Raw genomic sequence first — 15219 nt, forward strand, 5'->3', positions numbered from 1 at the left:
GTCATGCGCGCCTGCTTTCTCGTCCTGTTCGTCGTCGCTCTTCTCGCCGCGACGGCGTCAGCGGTCGCGGCTCCGAGCCCGTCGGATCTCGAGGCCGAGCTCGTCTGCCCGACCTGCAAGACCACTCTCGACCAGTCCGACGCGCCGATCGCGCGGAAGATGAAGCAAGTGATCCGGACCCGCCTCTCGGAGGGGGCGACCGAGAAGCAGATCAAGGCCGAGCTCGTCGCGCAGTTCGGCCCCGGGGTGATCGCGGAGCCGCCGAAGTCGGGCTTCGACCTACTCGCCTGGCTCGTGCCGCTCGCCATCCTCGCCGGCGGCGCGCTCGGCGTCGGGGCGATCGCATGGGGCTGGCGCCGTCGCCGCCGCGACGAGGCGCCCGCGGAGCCGCTCGACCCCGCGCTCGAGCGCCGGCTCGATGCGGAGCTCGAGCGCTACGACGCATGAACGCGAGCGAGATCCCGGTCGCCCTGCTCGCAGGGTTCCTCTCGTTCCTCGCGCCGTGCGTCCTCCCGCTCGTCCCCGGCTACCTCTCCGCGGTCTCTGCGGTCGAGGCCGACGAGCTCGGTCGCCCGGGGATGGCGCGGCGGGTCGTCGTCTCCAGCATCCCGTTCGTCCTCGGCTTCACGGCGTTCTTCGTGCTGCTCGGCGTCGGCGCCTCGCTGCTCGGCGGCAGCCTCTTCCGCGACCAGTTCCTGCTCGAGCAGGTCGCCGGCTTCGTGCTCGTCGTCTTCGGCCTCGCCTTCATGGGCCTGCTCCCCTGGCCCGAGCGGCTCGTCGGGGCGGGGCTCGTCCAGGGCGCCCGTTCACGCGGCTCGCGGGTTCTCCTCGGCGGCGCCTTCGCGGTCTGCGCCGCGCCGTGCATCGGGCCGGTGCTGGCGGCGATCCTCGTGCTGGCGGGCTCGTCGGACACGGCGCTCGAAGGCGCCGGTCTCCTGGCCGTCTACTCGCTCGGGCTCGCGATCCCGTTCGTCCTCGTCGGCGCCGCGTTCACGCGGATGATGGGCGCCTTCCGCTGGCTGCGGGACCACTATGGCGCGATCCAGTTCGCCGGCGGGCTCGTCATGGTCGCCCTTGGCCTACTCCTCTTCTTCGGCCGCTTCTACGTGCTGCGGATCTACGTGAACCGCGCGCTCGAGTGGTTCGGCATCGAGCCCGTGTTCTAGCCGGGAACCGTCGGTTCCCCGCTATATCCGGACCGGCAGCAGGTCCAGCAGGCCTTCCGAGACGCGGGCCGAGGCGGCCTCGACCTGGCCGAGGACGGCGGCGACCGCGACGCCCCGGTGCGCCGGCGCGTACGGGCCGAGCCTGCGGGCCGCCTTCGCGAGCTGACGCTCCGCGCCCGGCCGGTTGCCGCGGGAGGCGTGGTGCCAGGCGACGGTGACGTGGACGAGGCCCTGGAGGAAGTCCCGCTCGGGCCCGGGCGCGTCGCGCCACTCGTCCTCGAGCGCCTCGTGCGCGTCGAACCAGCGCTCGGCGCGCATCAGCTCGATGCCCTGCTCGAGACTCACGCAGAGGCTCCCCGAGGTGCTAGAACGGGGGCCATGGCGACGATCCTGCTCGTGGGGGTCGACCTGATGGTCCGCTCCCGGCTGGACGGGCTCCTCGCCGGGCACCGGCTTGTCACGAGCGACAGCGCCGACCCGCCAGACCTCGTCATCTGCGACATCGCGAGGGTCGACGCGCAGGAGGTCGCGGACGCGTGGCCCGAGACGCCGATCCTCGGTTTCACGAACCACACGGACACGCTCGGGCTGCAGCGCGCACACACGGCCGGCTTCGACCAGGTGATCGTGAAGTCGGCGCTCGTCGAGCGGGCGCGGCAGGTGGTCGAGGAGCTCGTCGGCGTCGACGCTTGACCCGGCCCCCCGGCGGATGCCGTTGGTAGGCTCGCCCTAGAGATGACGTACATCATCGCCGAGCCCTGCATCGACATCAAAGACCGCTCCTGCGTGGATGTGTGCCCGGTCGACTGCATCCACGAGTTCGACCGGATCCTGATCATCGACCCCGAGGAGTGCATCGATTGCGGTGCCTGTGAGCCCGAGTGCCCGGTCGAGGCGATCTTCCCCGAGGACGCCCTCCCGGACAAGTGGGACGCTTTCGTGAAGATCAACTACGCGTTCCCGGAAGGCGCCGAGGTCGTGAACCCGCTCGTGCAGGCCTACGCCGACGAGCACAACGTCCAGAACGAGCCGCTCGAATAGCGCCGCGACCGCGGACAGCGGGCGCCTTCAGGGATGGCCACGACCGTGGGTCGGGGATCGGCTGCGCGATTCCCCTTCTGCGGAATCGCGCTTCGCGAGGCAGGTCAGAGCCGGGCTGCGGAGGGGGGCGCGACGAGCCTGATCGTCGTGAGGGCTCCCTCGCGGCGCGCATCGAACGTCCCGTTGAGCTCCCCGGCGCGCTCGGCGAGGCCGTCGATCACCGCCTGCCGACGTTCGGGGGCCGCGTCGTCCGATACGACGAGCTCGACGCCGCCCGACGGCGTCCGCTCGAGAGAGATCGAGACGGTGGACGGCGGTCCCCGTCGCACCGCCTGGTCGAGCGCCTCGCGGATGACCTGGAAGAGGCTCGAGCGGGCGCCCTCACCGAGCCCCTCGTCGTCGATCGCGATCGTCACCGAGGCCCCCCGGCGACCGACCGTCCGGTGGGCGAGCTCGCGGACGGCCGCAGCCAGACCGACCTCGTCGAGCATGACGGGCTCGAGGCCGGCGACGATGCCGCGCAGCTCCTCGGCGGCCTCGCGCGCGACGGCGAGCGCCCGAGCGGCCACCCGGCGGCCGGACTCGACGTCGCTCGCCTCCAGGGCCGCCACCGCGGCGTCGAGCATCTGCGACAGCGCAGCGACGTGCTGGACGGGCCCGTCGTGGAGCTGTTCGGCGATCCGGCGCCGCTCTGACCGCTCCGCGAGCAGCCGCTCCGCGACCAGGTGCTCGTCGCTCAATCGATCATCGCCTCGCGGAGCGCGATGGCGACCGCCTGCGTGCGGGTCTCCGCCTCGAGCTTCGCGAGGATGTGACGCACGTGGCTCTTCACCGTCTCCTGTGAGATGAAGAGCTGCTGAGCGACGTCCGCGTTCGACATCCCGTCGGCGAGCAGCTGGAGGATCTCGCGCTCGCGCTGCGTGAGGATCTCTTGCCCGTCGCGGCCCGTTGCGAGCGACGGGATCAGCGCCGGATCGACGAACGTGTCGCCGCCCGCGACCTTCTCGATCGCCTTGAGCAACGTCTCGTGCGGCGCCTCCTTGAGGACGTAGCCCCGGGCGCCCGACTCGAGGCCGCGCTGCAGCAACGCGCGCTCGCTGTAGGCGGTGAAGACGAGGACGCTCGTGTCGGGGACACGCGCGACGATCTCCTCGGTGGCCTCGATCCCGTCCATCTGAGGCATGCGCAGATCCATGATCACGACGTCGGGGCGCCGACGCTCCGCGAGCGCGACGGCCGTTTCGCCGTCGGGAGCCTCGCCGACGACGCGGATGTGCGACGAGCGCAGGAGCGCGAGCCGCAGGCCCTCGCGGACGACCTCGTGATCGTCGGCGATCAGGACCGTGATCTCGTTGTTCTCGGCCACGGAGTGGGATTCTACGAGCGGCGTGGGACGCCTCCCCCCGTTACACGGCGAGCCGGAGCTGCTCGGCGTCCGGCGCGGGCGTGATCGACGGCCTGCGCGGCGCCCATGTCGCGCGCGCGAGCGCCCGCACCTCCTCGCGCACGGGCTCGACCTCGGCCGCGGAAAGGTAGGCGCGTCCCTCGTAGAGCAGCTCGTAGTCGGGCAGCAGCTCGGGCCAGTCGCGCGCGAGCGCCTCGAGAAAGTGCTCGCGCGTGCCCGGGCGGAGGTAGAGGACGTTCGCCCAGATCCCGCTCGCTCCCGCAGCGCGCGCTTCGCGCACGACCTCGGCGAGGAGCGCCGGTTCGTCGGAGAGCCCTGGGAGGAGAGGAGCGAGGGCGACGCCCGTGTCGATGCCCGCGTCCGTGAGGATGCGGACCGTCTCGAGCCGCCTGCGCGGCGGCGCCGTGCCGGGTTCCGTCGCGCGCCAGATTCGCTCGTCGAGCGTCGGCACCGAGAAGCTGACGTGCACCTTTGCCCGCTGTGCGGCCTCGACGAGGACGTCGACGTCGCGCCGGATCATCGGCCCGCGGGTGATGAGCGAGAACGGAGTACGCCCGACGCCGAGCTCGCGGATGCACGCGCGTGTCAGCCGGTAGCGCCCCTCGGCCGGCTGGTACGGGTCCGTCGCGGCTCCGACGGCGACGCTCTCGCGCTTCCACGACGGCCGTGCCAGCTCACGACGAAGGACGTCGGCGACGTTGACCTTGACGCGGATCGAACGCCCGTAGCGGTCGTCGGACGGACGGTCCGCCCGAGCTTCGAACGCGCGGACGTAACAGAAGGTGCAGCGGTGCGCGCAGCCGGTGTACGGGTTGAGCGACCAGTCGAAAGGCATCCCCTTCACGCGGTTGAGCGCGCTCCGACAGGGCTCCTCGCGGTACTCGACGCTCATCGCCGTCTTGTCACCCGGCCCGCGTGGATCCAGCCGTCATGTGCGGGATCTCGGGGTCGGGATCGTGTGCGCGAGCACCCACTCGTCGTCCTGCTCTTCGCGCTCGAGCCTCCGTTCACAGGGACCCCAAGACTGCGCGCGGTCGCGGCGATCATCTGGTCGCTCGGGCTTGCGGCCGTCATCGAGACGTTCGAGGGAGCGCCAGACTGGCAGAGCCACACCGGCAATGATAGAACATATGTTCGTGCGTGTCGAGTCGCTCAGGCTGACGCGGCGAGCACCATGCCGGCCCCGACGGTCTCGTTCGTCGCCTCGTCGACCAGGATGAAAGCCCCGGTCGTCCGGTTCTCCGCGTACGGGTCGACGAGCAGCGGGGCGGCGAGTCGAAGTCGCACGCGCGCGAGGTCGTTCAGCACAAGCCCGTCGGCAGGGACCTGCTCGAGCGTCGACACGTCGAGCACGGAGACGACCTCGTCGAGAATCGCCCGCGCCCAACGCGTCGTGTGCTTGACGGCGAGGCGTGCGCCGGTCTGCACCGGCCGCTCGCTCATCCAGCAGACCCTCGCCTCCAGCTCGCGGGCGGCGGTCGGGGCGTCGTCGGGATCGCACAGCATGTCGCCGCGCGAGACGTCGATCTCGTCGGTGAGGCGCACGACCACCGCCTGGCCCTGGACGCCCACGGGCAGGGGGCCGTCGCGCGTCTCGACAGCGGCCACCGTCGTGCGGAGGCCGGAGGGGAGCACGAGCACCTCGTCACCCGCGCGCCACTCGCCGCCCGAGACCTGGCCGGCGTAGCCGCGGTAGTCGTGGTGCTCGTCCGACATGGGACGGATGACCCACTGCACGGGGAAGCGCCGGTGCGAGGCGTCGCGGTCGGCCGCGAGCTCGATCGACTCGAGGTGCTCGAGGAACGTGCCGCCGCCCCACCAGGCGAGCCGGTCGGAGGGCTCGACCACGTTGTCACCAGGTCGCGCGGCGATCGGCACGGTCGTCGCGTCGCGGAGCCCGAGGCGCTCGGACAGCTCGCGGAGGTCGTTCTCGATCGCGCGGAAGCGGCCCTCGTCGAATTCGACGAGATCCATCTTGTTCACAGCGAAGACGACGTGCGGGATGCCGAGCATCGCGGCGATGTACGTGTGGCGCTGCGTCTGCTCGATCACGCCCTTGCGGGCGTCGACCAGTACGACCGCGACGTCGGCCGTGGACGCGCCGGTGACCATGTTCCGCGTGTACTGGACGTGGCCGGGCGCATCGGCCAGCTGGAAGCGCCTCGACGGGGTCACGAACGAGCGGTAGGCGACATCGATCGTGATGCCCTGCTCGCGCTCGGCGCGCAGGCCGTCGGTGAGCAGCGCGAGGTTGAAGAAGCCGTCGCCGCGGCGCTCGCTCGTCTCCTCGACGTGCTCGAGCTGGTCCGACATCACCTGCTTCGTGTCGAAGAGCAGGCGACCGATCAGCGTCGACTTGCCGTCGTCGACCGAGCCGCACGCGACGAGCCGGAGAAGCTCGGTCGACTCCGCGGCGGGACCGAGGAGCGCTGCGTCGCTAGAAGTACCCGACACGCTTCCGGTCCTCCATCGCCGCCTCGCTCACCTTGTCGTCGGCCCTCGTCTCGCCCCGCTCGGTGACCCGCGTCGCCGCGATCTCGCGCACGACGGCGTCGATCGTTCGTGCAGTGGAGCGCACGCCGCCGGTGCAGCTCATGTCGCCCACGGTGCGGAACCGCACGTCCTCCTCGAACGTGTCCTCGTGGGGGTAGCGCTCGACGAACTCCGACGCCGCGTACAGCATCCCGTCTCGCTCGAACACCTCGCGCCGGTGCGAGAAGTAGATCGCCGGCAGCTCGAGCCGCTCGCGCGCCACGTACTGCCAGACGTCCAGCTCTGTCCAGTTCGAGATGGGGAAGACGCGCACCTGCTCGCCCTTGCGGATCCGGCCGTTGTAGAGGTTCCAGAGCTCCGGCCGCTGGGCGCGAGGGTCCCACTGGCCGAAGTCGTCGCGGAAGGAGAAGATCCGCTCCTTCGCGCGAGAGCGCTCCTCGTCGCGGCGCGCCCCGCCGATCGCAGCGTCGAAGCCGTGCTCGGCCATCGCGTCGAGCAGCGTCGTCGTCTGCAGCTGGTTCCGCGACGCGCGCGGGCCCGTCTGCTCGACGACTCGGCCCTTGTCGATCGACTCCTGCACCGACGCGATCACGAGGCGCTCGCCGAGCTCGGCGACGCGCCGGTCGCGGAACTCGATCGCCTCGGGGAAGTTGTGCCCCGTGTCGACGTGCATGAGCGGGAACGGGAAGCGGCCCGGGCGGAAGGCCTTTTCGGCCAGCCGGAGGAGGACGATCGAGTCCTTGCCGCCGGAGAAGAGCAGCACGGGCCGCTCGAGCTCGGCCGCGACCTCGCGCATGATGTGGATCGCCTCCGACTCGAGCGTGTCGAGATGCGAGAGGCGGACGAGTGAGTCGGTCGTGGTCACGTGTGGCTCAGGCGTGCAGGAATCAGGCGTGGAGGCCGCACTCCGTCTTGCCCGACCCGACCCACCGGCCTTCGCGGCCGGTCCCGGGGGTCGTGCAGTGGGTGCAGCCGATCGAAGCGTATCCGCGCTCGTGCAGCGGGTTGACCGGCAGGTCGCGCTCCCGGATGTAGGCCCACACGTCGTCGTCCGTCCAATCGGCGAGCGGGCTCGCCTTCCACAGCTCGTGGCGGTCGTCCCAGCCGAGCTTCGGCGTCGCGGTGCGGCTCGACGACTGGTCGCGGCGGACCCCGGTGATCCAGCCGTGGAGGCCCGAAAGCGCCGCACCGAGCGGGCCGATCTTCCGGATCGAGCAGCAGAGGTCGGGGTTCCGCTCCCACAACGCCTCACCGTGGATCGCGGCCTGCCGGCCGAGCGAAGGGCCCTCGAACACCTCGATCCTGATCCCGTAGCGTTGCTCCAACTGGCGCCAGACGGCGTACGTCTCGGGGAAGAGCACGTGCGTGTCGAGCGCAAAGACGCGCGCCCGCGGCTCGCGCTCGAGGAGCATGTCGAGGAGGACGCTCTCCTCCTTCTGGAAGGAGCAGGCGAGCGCCACGCCGGGGTGGAGGCGCTCGAGGACGGTCTCGACGACCTCCTCCGCCGTGAGGGCCTCGACGTCGGTCCCGCCGACGAGCTCTGCGACGCTCCGCTCCATCGGGCGAACGGTACCACTCATCACGGATGCTTATTCTGGCCATTAGGGAAACTCGTTGCACGATGCAACGACCGCCTCTACGCACTCACGACCCCGAAGCGTGGCCCCGGCGTCGGCGCTGCGATCGCGGGAACCGATCTTCGCCGTCCGGAGGCGAAGGGCGGAGATCGGTCTCAGAGACCGATCTCTGTCAAGAGGGCCGTTTCGGACCTTGGCCCGACCGGCCATGCGCGGCGTAGGGTTGCGTCGATGGACGAGCTCGCCGGGGGCATTCGGCGCGTCACGCTCCCGCTGCCGACGCGGCCGGGGCACGTCCACTCGTACCTCTTGCCCGGGGACGAGGGCTGGACGGTCGTCGACACGGGCCTCGGGCTGCCGGATGCGCGGGAGCGCTGGGCCAGGGAGCTCGAGGGGCTTCCCGGCCACGTCCGGCGCATCGTCGTCACGCACTTCCACCCGGACCACGTGGGTGCCGCGCGCGATCTGTCGGAGCTGACGGGAGCGCCGGTGCTCCAGGGGCGCCTCGACTACGCGCAGTGCGAGCTCGTCTGGGGAGAGACGGACTGGGGGCCCGTCCTCGTCGACTGGTTCCGCCGTCACGGCGTGCCCGAAGGCATGGTCACGGAGCTGATCGAGCAGGGCTCGCTCTACCGGCCGTTCATCCGCTACCAGCCCGACCCCGAGCTGATCGATCCCGGCGACGCGATCGACGGCTGGCGGGCCGTCGCGGCTCCCGGTCACGCGGATGGCCAGCTGATGCTGCTGCGCGACGGCGTGCTCGTCGCCGCGGACCACGTGCTCGACCCGATCTCCCCGACCGTCGGCCTCTGGCCGCGTAGCCGCCCGGACCCGCTCGGGGACTACGTGGGGGCGCTCCGGGCCGTTGTCGAGCTCGGCCCGACGTTTGCGCTGCCGGGGCACGGCGAGCCGATTGCGGATCCGGTCCGGAGGGCCCGGCAGCTGATCGCCCATCACGACGAGCGGCTCCAGGCCACTGCCGCGATGCTGCATGACGAGCCACAGAGCGGGTACGACGTCTCGTTCCCGCTGTTCGGCGACGACCTGAAGCCGGCGGCCAGGCGGTTCGCCGTCGCGGAGACGCTCTCGCACCTCGAGCGCCTCGTCCTCGCCGCGGGCGCTCGGCGCCACGAGACCGCCGAACGGGTTACCTATACTGCGCGCTGAGTGGACGGCGAGCTACCGCCCAGTACCCGTGCCCCGGGCCGCGGGGCGACCATCCTCGGTAGAGGGTCCCGATGAGCGACGTATGGCGCATCCTCGCCGTGTTCGCGCTCGTCCTCGGCAACGCGGTCTTCGTCGCGGCCGAGTACGCGCTCGTCACCGCGAGGCGCAACCGGCTGGAGGGCCGCGCCGAGCACGGGAACCGCCGCGCACGCACCGCGCTCCTGCTGATGGACGAGCCGGTGCGCTTCATCTCGACCGTCCAGGTCGGGATCACGGTGCTCAGCATCGCACTCGGCGTCGTCGGCGAGCCACTCGTGTCGCAGTACTTCGAATTCCTCCCCCGCGGTGTGGCGTTCATCGTCTCGTTCGGGGTCCTGACGTACCTGAGCGTCGTCCTCGGCGAGCTCGTTCCGAAAGCGGTCGCGCTCCAGAAGGCCGAGCTCCTCGCCTTGATCCTCGCGGTCCCGATCGACCTGCTCTCACGGGCGTTCGCGCCGGTCGTCTGGATCCTCCAGCACTCGTCGAACGCTGTCCTTCGCCTGCTCCGCGTGAAGCCGGCCCCGGCCGGGATGATGGCCTTCACGCGCGAGGACATCCGACAGTCGGTCGCGGTCGCCGAGGACGTCGGCGAGATCCAGACCGCCGAAGAGGAGATGCTCTACAAGGTGTTCGACTTCGCCGAGAAGGAGGCCGCGGACGTGATGGTCCCGCGACCCGACGTCTTCGGCCTGTCGGTCGACCTGCCGCCCGAGCAGGCCCTCGGCCTGATCCTCGACAACCCGTACACCCGGTACCCGGTGTACCGCGAGTCGCTCGACGACATCATCGGCATCCTCCACATCCGCGCGCTGGTCGCAGCCCTCAACGACCAGAGGATCGCGTCCGTGAACCTCGGGGAGCTCCTGAACCCGACATACGTCGTGCCCGAGACGAAGGACCTCGGCGCCCTGCTCGCGGAGTTCCGCAGGACGAACCAGCACATGGCCGTCGTCGTCGACGAGTACGGCGCCACCGCGGGCATCGTCACGCTCGAGGACCTGCTCGAGGAGATCGTCGGCGACATCGAGGACGAGTTCGACCTCCCGAACGAGTCGGTCGAGCGGCTGAACGACACGACCATCCGGATCGACGGCTCGTTCACGATCGACGACTTCAACGAGGAGTTCCAGACCACGCTCGACTCGGACGACTTCCACACGGTGGCCGGCTACGTCTTCGGCCATCTGGGACGCGCCGCGGAAGTCGGCGACGAGGTCGCCGCGGAGCAGCTCCGCTTCCTCGTGCTCGAGACGAGCGGCTCGCGCATCCAGCGTCTCGAGGTCGAGTTCCTCCCCGCGCCTGTCGGGGCGGACGACACGCCCGAAGCGGCCTGATCGGCCCCGAACGCGCGACGCGCTCACGCGACGCACTTTCCACGCGGGTTCGTGTAAGCAACTGACCCATGGGCTCGCCGCTCAGGCACCGCGATTTCGCGCTCTACGTCGCAGCCACGGTGGCGACCGCGTTCGCGATCGAGATGTCGTTCGTGGCGATCGGATGGCAGGTCTACGCGATCCACGGCGACCCGCTCGACCTCGGGCTCGTGGGACTCGCGATGTTCGTGCCGCTGCCGCTGCTCGCCTTGCCAGCGGGTCATTTCGCCGACCGGCATCCGCGCAGGACGGTGCTGGCGCTCGCCACGGGGCTCGATGCGCTCGTCGCGGTGGGTCTCCTCGTCGTGACGCGCAACGGGGCGGACGCAACCTGGCCGTTCTTCGCGCTCGCTTTCATGACGGGAGTCGCGTCGGCTGTCGGGGCGCCTGCCGGGCGCGCGATGACGCCGTCGCTCGTTCCGCAGGAGATTCTCGTGAAGGCCTTCGCACAGCGATCGGTGGCCTTCCAGCTCTCGGTGATCGTCGGCCCCGCTCTCGGCGGGCTGCTCTTCGCCATCCAGCCGGAGCTCGTGTACGCGGCCTCCTCCGCCTTCTCACTCCTCGCGCTCGCCGCGATCCTCGCCCTCCGCGCCGGCCGCGAAGGCGCGGGCGCCGGGACGCCGGACCTCGCGAGCGTGCTCGGTGGGGTCAGGCTCGTCCGACGGACGTCGGTTCTGCTCGGTGCGATCTCGCTCGACCTCTTCGCAGTGCTCTTCGGCGGGGCCGTCGCGTTGCTCCCGATCTTCGCGAAGGACGTGCTCGACGTCGGGCCGGCGGGCCTCGGCGTTCTGCGCGCGGCGCCCGCGGTGGGGGCGCTCGCCGCCGCGTTGGTCATGTCGCGCCGCCCGGTTCGGCGCCGCGCGGGGAGGACCCTGCTGACGGTCGTGGCGCTCTACGGGGCGACGATGATCGTCTTCGGGCTGTCGCAGACGATGTGGCTCTCGCTCCTCGCCCTTGCGGCCGGAGGCTCCGTGGACATGGTCAGCGTCGTCCTTCGACAGACGATCCTGCCCCTCGTGACGCCGGACGAGCTCCGCGGCCGCGTGACGGCGATCGAGATGGTGTTCATCAGCGCCTCGAACGAGCTCGGCGCGTTCGAGTCGGGCGTCGCCGCCGCCCTGATCGGCGCGGTGCCCGCCGTGCTCGTCGGCGGGGTCCTGACGATCGGCGTCGCACTCGCCTGGAGGCGGCTGTTCCCCGGCCTCCTCGAGGTCGACCGGCTCGACGAGTTGCGGCCGGTCGAAGCGGTCGCGTCCTGAACGGACGTCTGGAGGCGCCGCGACCGGAGTAACACGATCCTATCGAGGCACGGCTCGACCGCCTCGAGGGTGGGGAACAGCCGAGCCTGCGCCGGGTCTGACGCGACCCGTCAGCGGCGGGCGCCCGCGAGCAGCTTCGACGCGCTCACGCTGCGGATCGACGCGTCGAGCAGCTCGACCGGGTGCAGTGCGGGCAGCGGGGTGCCCGCCCGCCCGAGCGCCTGCGCCACCTGCACGAGACAGCCGGGATTCGCGCTCGCGTAGGCGTCCGGCGCCGTCGCAAGCACGTGAGCTGCCTTGCGGTCGCCGAGCTCGTGTGCCGCCTCGGGCTGCGTGACGTTGTAGATCCCGGCCGAGCCGCAGCAGATGTCCTGCTCCGCGGGCTCCACGACGCGGAGGCCGGGGATCCGCTGGAGCAGGGGCAGCCAGGCGGCCGGGAGCCGCTGTGCGTGGCGGAGATGACAGGAGTCCTGGTAGGCAAGGGTCAGCTCGAGTGGGTGCAGCGGCGGCAGCTCCGCGTCTGCGAGCGCCTCGGTGACGTCGACCGCCGCCACGCCATGGTCCTTCAGGTGCGAGCCGCAGCCCGAGGCGTTGACGACGATCGTCTCGGTGCCGGCGAAGCTCCGACGGAGCCGCTCGGTGAAGCGCTCGGACTCGGTCGCGCGGCCCGCGTGCGCCGACAGCGCCCCGCAGCAGCCCTGCGGCGGCGCGACGACCTCGTGGCCCGCGGCGGCGAGCACCCGTGCGGTCGCGGCGTTGACCTCCCCGAAGACGACCGACTGCACGCAGCCCGTCAATAGCCCGACACGGCCGTGCGCTCGAGCCGGCTCGGCGGCGGGCGTCACCGGCGCGGGCTGCTCGCGCGAGCGCCAGCGCGGGGCGAGGTCGAGCATCGGGCGCGCCCAGCGCGGCGTCGGCAGCGCGCGTCCGAGCGGCGCCAGGCGAAGTGCCCAGCGCATCCGTCGCGGATACGGAAGCGTCGCGAAGAGCAGCCGCCGCTGGAGGCGTTCACCGCGCGGCCGGTCGTGCTCCGTCTCGACGACGCGGCGCGTCTCTTCGATCAGGCGGTCGTAGCGGACGCCGGACGGGCAGCTCGTGACGCACGCCATGCAGCCGAGGCAGCGGTCGAAGTGCTCGACGACGGTTGCGTTCAGCGTCAGCGTGCCCTGGGCGGTCTTCTCCATCAGCTGGATTCGTCCCCGGGGCGAGTCCATCTCCTCGCTCCAGAGGACGTACGTCGGGCACGTCGGGAGGCAGAAGCCGCAGTGGACGCACGCCTTCGTCAGCTCCTCGATCATGCGAGAACGCCGGCGGGGTCGAGCTGCTCCTTCAGGGCGCGCTGCACCCGGCGCGCCGCAGGAGCCGGCACGCCGCCGACGCGGTGGGCCACGTAGGCGATGCCGGCCGCCGGTCGCACGACCGCCTCGTCGAGGGTCGTGAGCGCGTTCCCGAGGTCGGCCGGCGAGAAGCGCACCCTGCCGAGCGAGTGGCCCTGGCGCTCCCGGGCCTCCTCCCACACCGCGCCCTCGGCGACGGCGCCGCCGACGAGCGATCGTGCGGCGTCGAGCTGCGCGGCGACCGCCCGTTCACGGCCCTCGAACAGGACTGCGACCCGGCCCGGGTGCAGCACGTCGAGCGCGCTCGGGTCGAGCTGCGAGCGGCGCAGAGCGCGGACGATCGCGGCCGCGTCAGCCGTCTCGACGACCAGGGTCGCCGCTGCCGGCGGCAGCGGATGCAGGCGCAGCGAGACGCGGGCGATCAAGGCGAGCCGCCCTTCCGAGCCGCAGACGAGCTTGCCGAGGTCGTAGCCGGCGACGTTCTTCACGACCTTGCCGCCCGAGCTCGCGACCGTCCCGTCGCCGAGGACGAGCGTCACGCCGAGGACGAGGTCTCGCGGCGTCCCGTAGCGGTGGGAGAGCGGGCCCGAGAGACGGCCGGCCAGGCAGGCGCCGATCGTCGGGTCGCCGGGGGGGTCGAGGGAGAGGCGCTGGCCGGACGCGGCGAGCACCTCGCGCAGCGCCGAGAGACGGATTCCCGCCTCGACCGTGCAGGTGAGATCGCCCGCCTCGTGCTCGAGCACACGGTCGAGCGCCTCGGTCGAGAGGTCATCTCCGATCCGGACCCGGCGTCCTGCGGCCGCTGCGTCCGCAAGCACGCCCGCAGCCTCCTCGACCGTCCCGGGACGCATCAGAACCGCTCCGCGAGCCCGAGCCGTTCGAGGGGGTGCATCCGATACGGGCCCGGCACCTCGCCGCAGAGCCTGGGCGTCGGAATCACCTTGCCGGGATTCGCGATCCCGTCCGGGTCGAAGGCACGGCGGACGCGTTCGAACGCCTCGAGGTCGCGCTCCGAGAACATCGACGGCATCGCGCAGGCCTTGTCGACGCCGATCCCGTGCTCGCCGGTGAGCGAGCCGCCCGCCTCGACACACGCCGCGAGGATCTCGTCCGCGAGGCCCTTCGCCCGCTCGTACTGGCCCTCGACAGCGCCGTCGTAGAGGACGAGCGGATGCAGGTTCCCGTCGCCCGCGTGGAAGACGTTGCCGACGCGGAGGCCGTGCTCCTCCGAAAGCTCGTCGATCCGCCGGAGCACCGCCGGGAGCCTCGTCCGCGGAACGACGCCGTCCTGGACGTAGTAGTCGGGGGAGACGCGTCCCATTGCCGCGAACGCGCCCTTCCGTCCCTTCCAGAGGAGCGCTCGCTCCTCCGCATCGTGCGCAGTGCGGATCTCGAAGGCGCCCGCGGCGCGGCAGATCCCGTCGACGGCGGCGACGTCCTCCTCGACCTGGGCCAGCCGGCCGTCGAGCTCGACGAGGAGCACCGAGCCGGCGCCCTCGGGGTAGCCCGGCCGGAACGCCTCCTCCGCGGCCTGGATCGTGAAGCTGTCCATGATCTCCATCGCGGCGGGGAGGATCCCGCCTGCGACGATCTGCGAGACGGCGTCGCCCGCGGCCTCGACGGTGGTGAACGCGGCGAGCTGCGTGACGACGGCCTCGGGCTGCCGGACGATCCGCAACGTCACTTCGACCGCGATCCCGAGCGTCCCCTCGGAGCCGACGATGACGCCGAGCAGGTCGGGGCCGTCATCTCCGTCGATCGCCTTCCCGCCGAGCTCGAGCAGCTCACCGTCCGGCAGCACGACCTTCGCGCCGGTGACGTGGTTGACGGTGAAGCCGTGCTTCAGGCAGTGGGCGCCGCCCGAGTTCTCGGCCACGTTGCCGCCGATCGTGCAGACCTGCTGGCTCGAGGGGTCGGGTGCGTAGAAGTAGCCCTGTGCCGCGACGGCGCGTGTCACGTCGAGGTTCGCGACGCCGGGCTCGACGACGACGCGCTCGGCGGCGACGTCGACCTCGAGAATCCGGTTCATGCGCGCGACGGAGACGACGATCCCGTCCGCGACCGGCAGCGCGCCGCCCGAGAGACCGGTGCCCGCGCCGCGTGCGACGAACGGCACGCGGTCGCGCGCGCAGAGGCGCAGGACACCCTGCACCTCTTCCGCCGAGCCGGGGAGGACGACCGCGGCGGGTTGCGCACGCCACCCCGTGAGGCCGTCGCAGTCGTACGTCGCGAGGCGCTCCGGCTCGGTGACGAGGTGCTCGTCGCCGACGACGGTGCGGAGGTCGTCGAGGAACCTGGGCGAGAGGCTCATCGCCGCCGATCCTACTCGGCGGACCTCCTGCGGATCGCGCAAGTATCGATG

Annotated in this window: 17 protein-coding genes; 7 read left to right on the top strand and 10 right to left on the bottom strand. The window is 71.5% G+C overall.

Annotated elements, in window-relative coordinates; all coding sequences use genetic code 11:
• Nucleotides 1-3: 3 nt before the first annotated feature.
• Together VNM44_RS06540 and VNM44_RS06545 are read left to right on the top strand one after the other, a co-directional pair.
• A complete protein-coding gene (locus VNM44_RS06540) occupies nucleotides 4-447 on the top strand; it encodes a cytochrome c-type biogenesis protein (RefSeq protein ID WP_325623932.1) in 444 nt (147 codons plus the stop codon).
• Nucleotides 444-1166, top strand: a complete 723-nt coding sequence (locus VNM44_RS06545) for a cytochrome c biogenesis CcdA family protein (protein WP_325623934.1) — start codon at nucleotides 444-446, stop codon at nucleotides 1164-1166. Before VNM44_RS06540 ends, VNM44_RS06545 begins: the two co-directional genes overlap by 4 nt.
• A gap of 21 nt (nucleotides 1167-1187) precedes the next feature.
• Here VNM44_RS06545 and VNM44_RS06550 read toward each other — a convergent pair whose 3' ends face one another.
• Nucleotides 1188-1511 (bottom strand): DUF309 domain-containing protein, encoded by a 324-nt coding sequence (locus tag VNM44_RS06550; protein WP_325623936.1) that lies wholly within the window; start codon nucleotides 1509-1511, stop codon nucleotides 1188-1190.
• A 33-nt stretch (nucleotides 1512-1544) separates the two neighbouring features.
• Between VNM44_RS06550 and VNM44_RS06555 the strand changes: the two genes are divergently transcribed.
• Both VNM44_RS06555 and VNM44_RS06560 read left to right on the top strand, forming a co-directional pair.
• Entirely contained in the window at nucleotides 1545-1859 is a 315-nt protein-coding gene (locus tag VNM44_RS06555) for a response regulator (protein WP_325623937.1), read from the top strand.
• A 42-nt stretch (nucleotides 1860-1901) separates the two neighbouring features.
• Nucleotides 1902-2207, top strand: coding sequence for a ferredoxin family protein (locus VNM44_RS06560; protein WP_325623938.1), 306 nt, complete (start codon nucleotides 1902-1904; stop codon nucleotides 2205-2207).
• 104 nt (nucleotides 2208-2311) lie between these two features.
• On the opposite strand, the gene VNM44_RS06565 is transcribed toward VNM44_RS06560, so the two are convergent.
• The 6 genes from VNM44_RS06565 to VNM44_RS06590 form a co-directional block, all read right to left on the bottom strand.
• Entirely contained in the window at nucleotides 2312-2947 is a 636-nt protein-coding gene (locus tag VNM44_RS06565; protein ID WP_325623939.1) for a sensor histidine kinase, read from the bottom strand.
• The gene (locus tag VNM44_RS06570; RefSeq protein WP_325623940.1) at nucleotides 2944-3573 is read right to left on the bottom strand and encodes a response regulator transcription factor; all 630 of its coding nucleotides are present in this window, start codon (nucleotides 3571-3573) and stop codon (nucleotides 2944-2946) included. Before VNM44_RS06570 ends, VNM44_RS06565 begins: the two co-directional genes overlap by 4 nt.
• Before the next feature lie 40 nt (nucleotides 3574-3613).
• Nucleotides 3614-4504 (bottom strand): radical SAM protein, encoded by an 891-nt coding sequence (locus tag VNM44_RS06575; protein ID WP_325623941.1) that lies wholly within the window; start codon nucleotides 4502-4504, stop codon nucleotides 3614-3616.
• Between the two features lie 260 nt (nucleotides 4505-4764).
• On the bottom strand, nucleotides 4765-6066 hold the full coding sequence (locus tag VNM44_RS06580; protein ID WP_325623942.1) for a sulfate adenylyltransferase subunit 1: 1302 nt from the start codon (nucleotides 6064-6066) through the stop codon (nucleotides 4765-4767).
• Entirely contained in the window at nucleotides 6050-6970 is a 921-nt protein-coding gene (gene cysD / locus VNM44_RS06585) for a sulfate adenylyltransferase subunit CysD (protein ID WP_325623943.1), read from the bottom strand. The genes VNM44_RS06580 and cysD overlap by 17 nt, the downstream gene beginning before the upstream one ends.
• Nucleotides 6971-6992: 22 nt before the next feature.
• On the bottom strand, nucleotides 6993-7664 hold the full coding sequence (locus tag VNM44_RS06590) for a phosphoadenylyl-sulfate reductase (protein ID WP_325623945.1): 672 nt from the start codon (nucleotides 7662-7664) through the stop codon (nucleotides 6993-6995).
• A 249-nt stretch (nucleotides 7665-7913) separates the two neighbouring features.
• On the opposite strand from VNM44_RS06590, the gene VNM44_RS06595 reads away from it, so the two are divergent.
• The 3 genes from VNM44_RS06595 (at nucleotide 7914) to VNM44_RS06605 (ending at nucleotide 11520) form a co-directional block, all read left to right on the top strand.
• The gene (locus VNM44_RS06595; RefSeq protein WP_325623946.1) at nucleotides 7914-8849 is read left to right on the top strand and encodes an MBL fold metallo-hydrolase; all 936 of its coding nucleotides are present in this window, start codon (nucleotides 7914-7916) and stop codon (nucleotides 8847-8849) included.
• Nucleotides 8850-8920: 71 nt separating this feature from the next.
• Nucleotides 8921-10222, top strand: coding sequence for a hemolysin family protein (locus tag VNM44_RS06600; RefSeq protein ID WP_325623947.1), 1302 nt, complete (start codon nucleotides 8921-8923; stop codon nucleotides 10220-10222).
• 68 nt (nucleotides 10223-10290) lie between these two features.
• Nucleotides 10291-11520 carry an MFS transporter gene (locus VNM44_RS06605; protein ID WP_325623948.1) on the top strand — a complete coding sequence of 410 codons (1230 nt, stop codon included), beginning with the start codon at nucleotides 10291-10293 and terminating at the stop codon, nucleotides 11518-11520.
• Between the two features lie 110 nt (nucleotides 11521-11630).
• Here the strand turns inward: VNM44_RS06605 and VNM44_RS06610 are convergent, their stop codons facing one another.
• From VNM44_RS06610 to VNM44_RS06620, 3 genes are read right to left on the bottom strand one after another with little or no spacing between them, the layout of a single operon-like run.
• Nucleotides 11631-12818 carry a heterodisulfide reductase-related iron-sulfur binding cluster gene (locus tag VNM44_RS06610; protein WP_325623950.1) on the bottom strand — a complete coding sequence of 396 codons (1188 nt, stop codon included), beginning with the start codon at nucleotides 12816-12818 and terminating at the stop codon, nucleotides 11631-11633.
• A complete protein-coding gene (locus tag VNM44_RS06615; RefSeq protein WP_325623952.1) occupies nucleotides 12815-13708 on the bottom strand; it encodes an FAD-binding oxidoreductase in 894 nt (297 codons plus the stop codon). Before VNM44_RS06615 ends, VNM44_RS06610 begins: the two co-directional genes overlap by 4 nt.
• Nucleotides 13708-15168, bottom strand: a complete 1461-nt coding sequence (locus tag VNM44_RS06620) for an FAD-binding oxidoreductase (RefSeq protein ID WP_325623954.1) — start codon at nucleotides 15166-15168, stop codon at nucleotides 13708-13710. Before VNM44_RS06620 ends, VNM44_RS06615 begins: the two co-directional genes overlap by 1 nt.
• Nucleotides 15169-15219 lie beyond the last annotated feature (51 nt).

Source organism: Gaiella sp. (genome assembly GCF_035558935.1).
Taxonomy (GTDB): Bacteria; Actinomycetota; Thermoleophilia; order Gaiellales; family Gaiellaceae; genus Gaiella.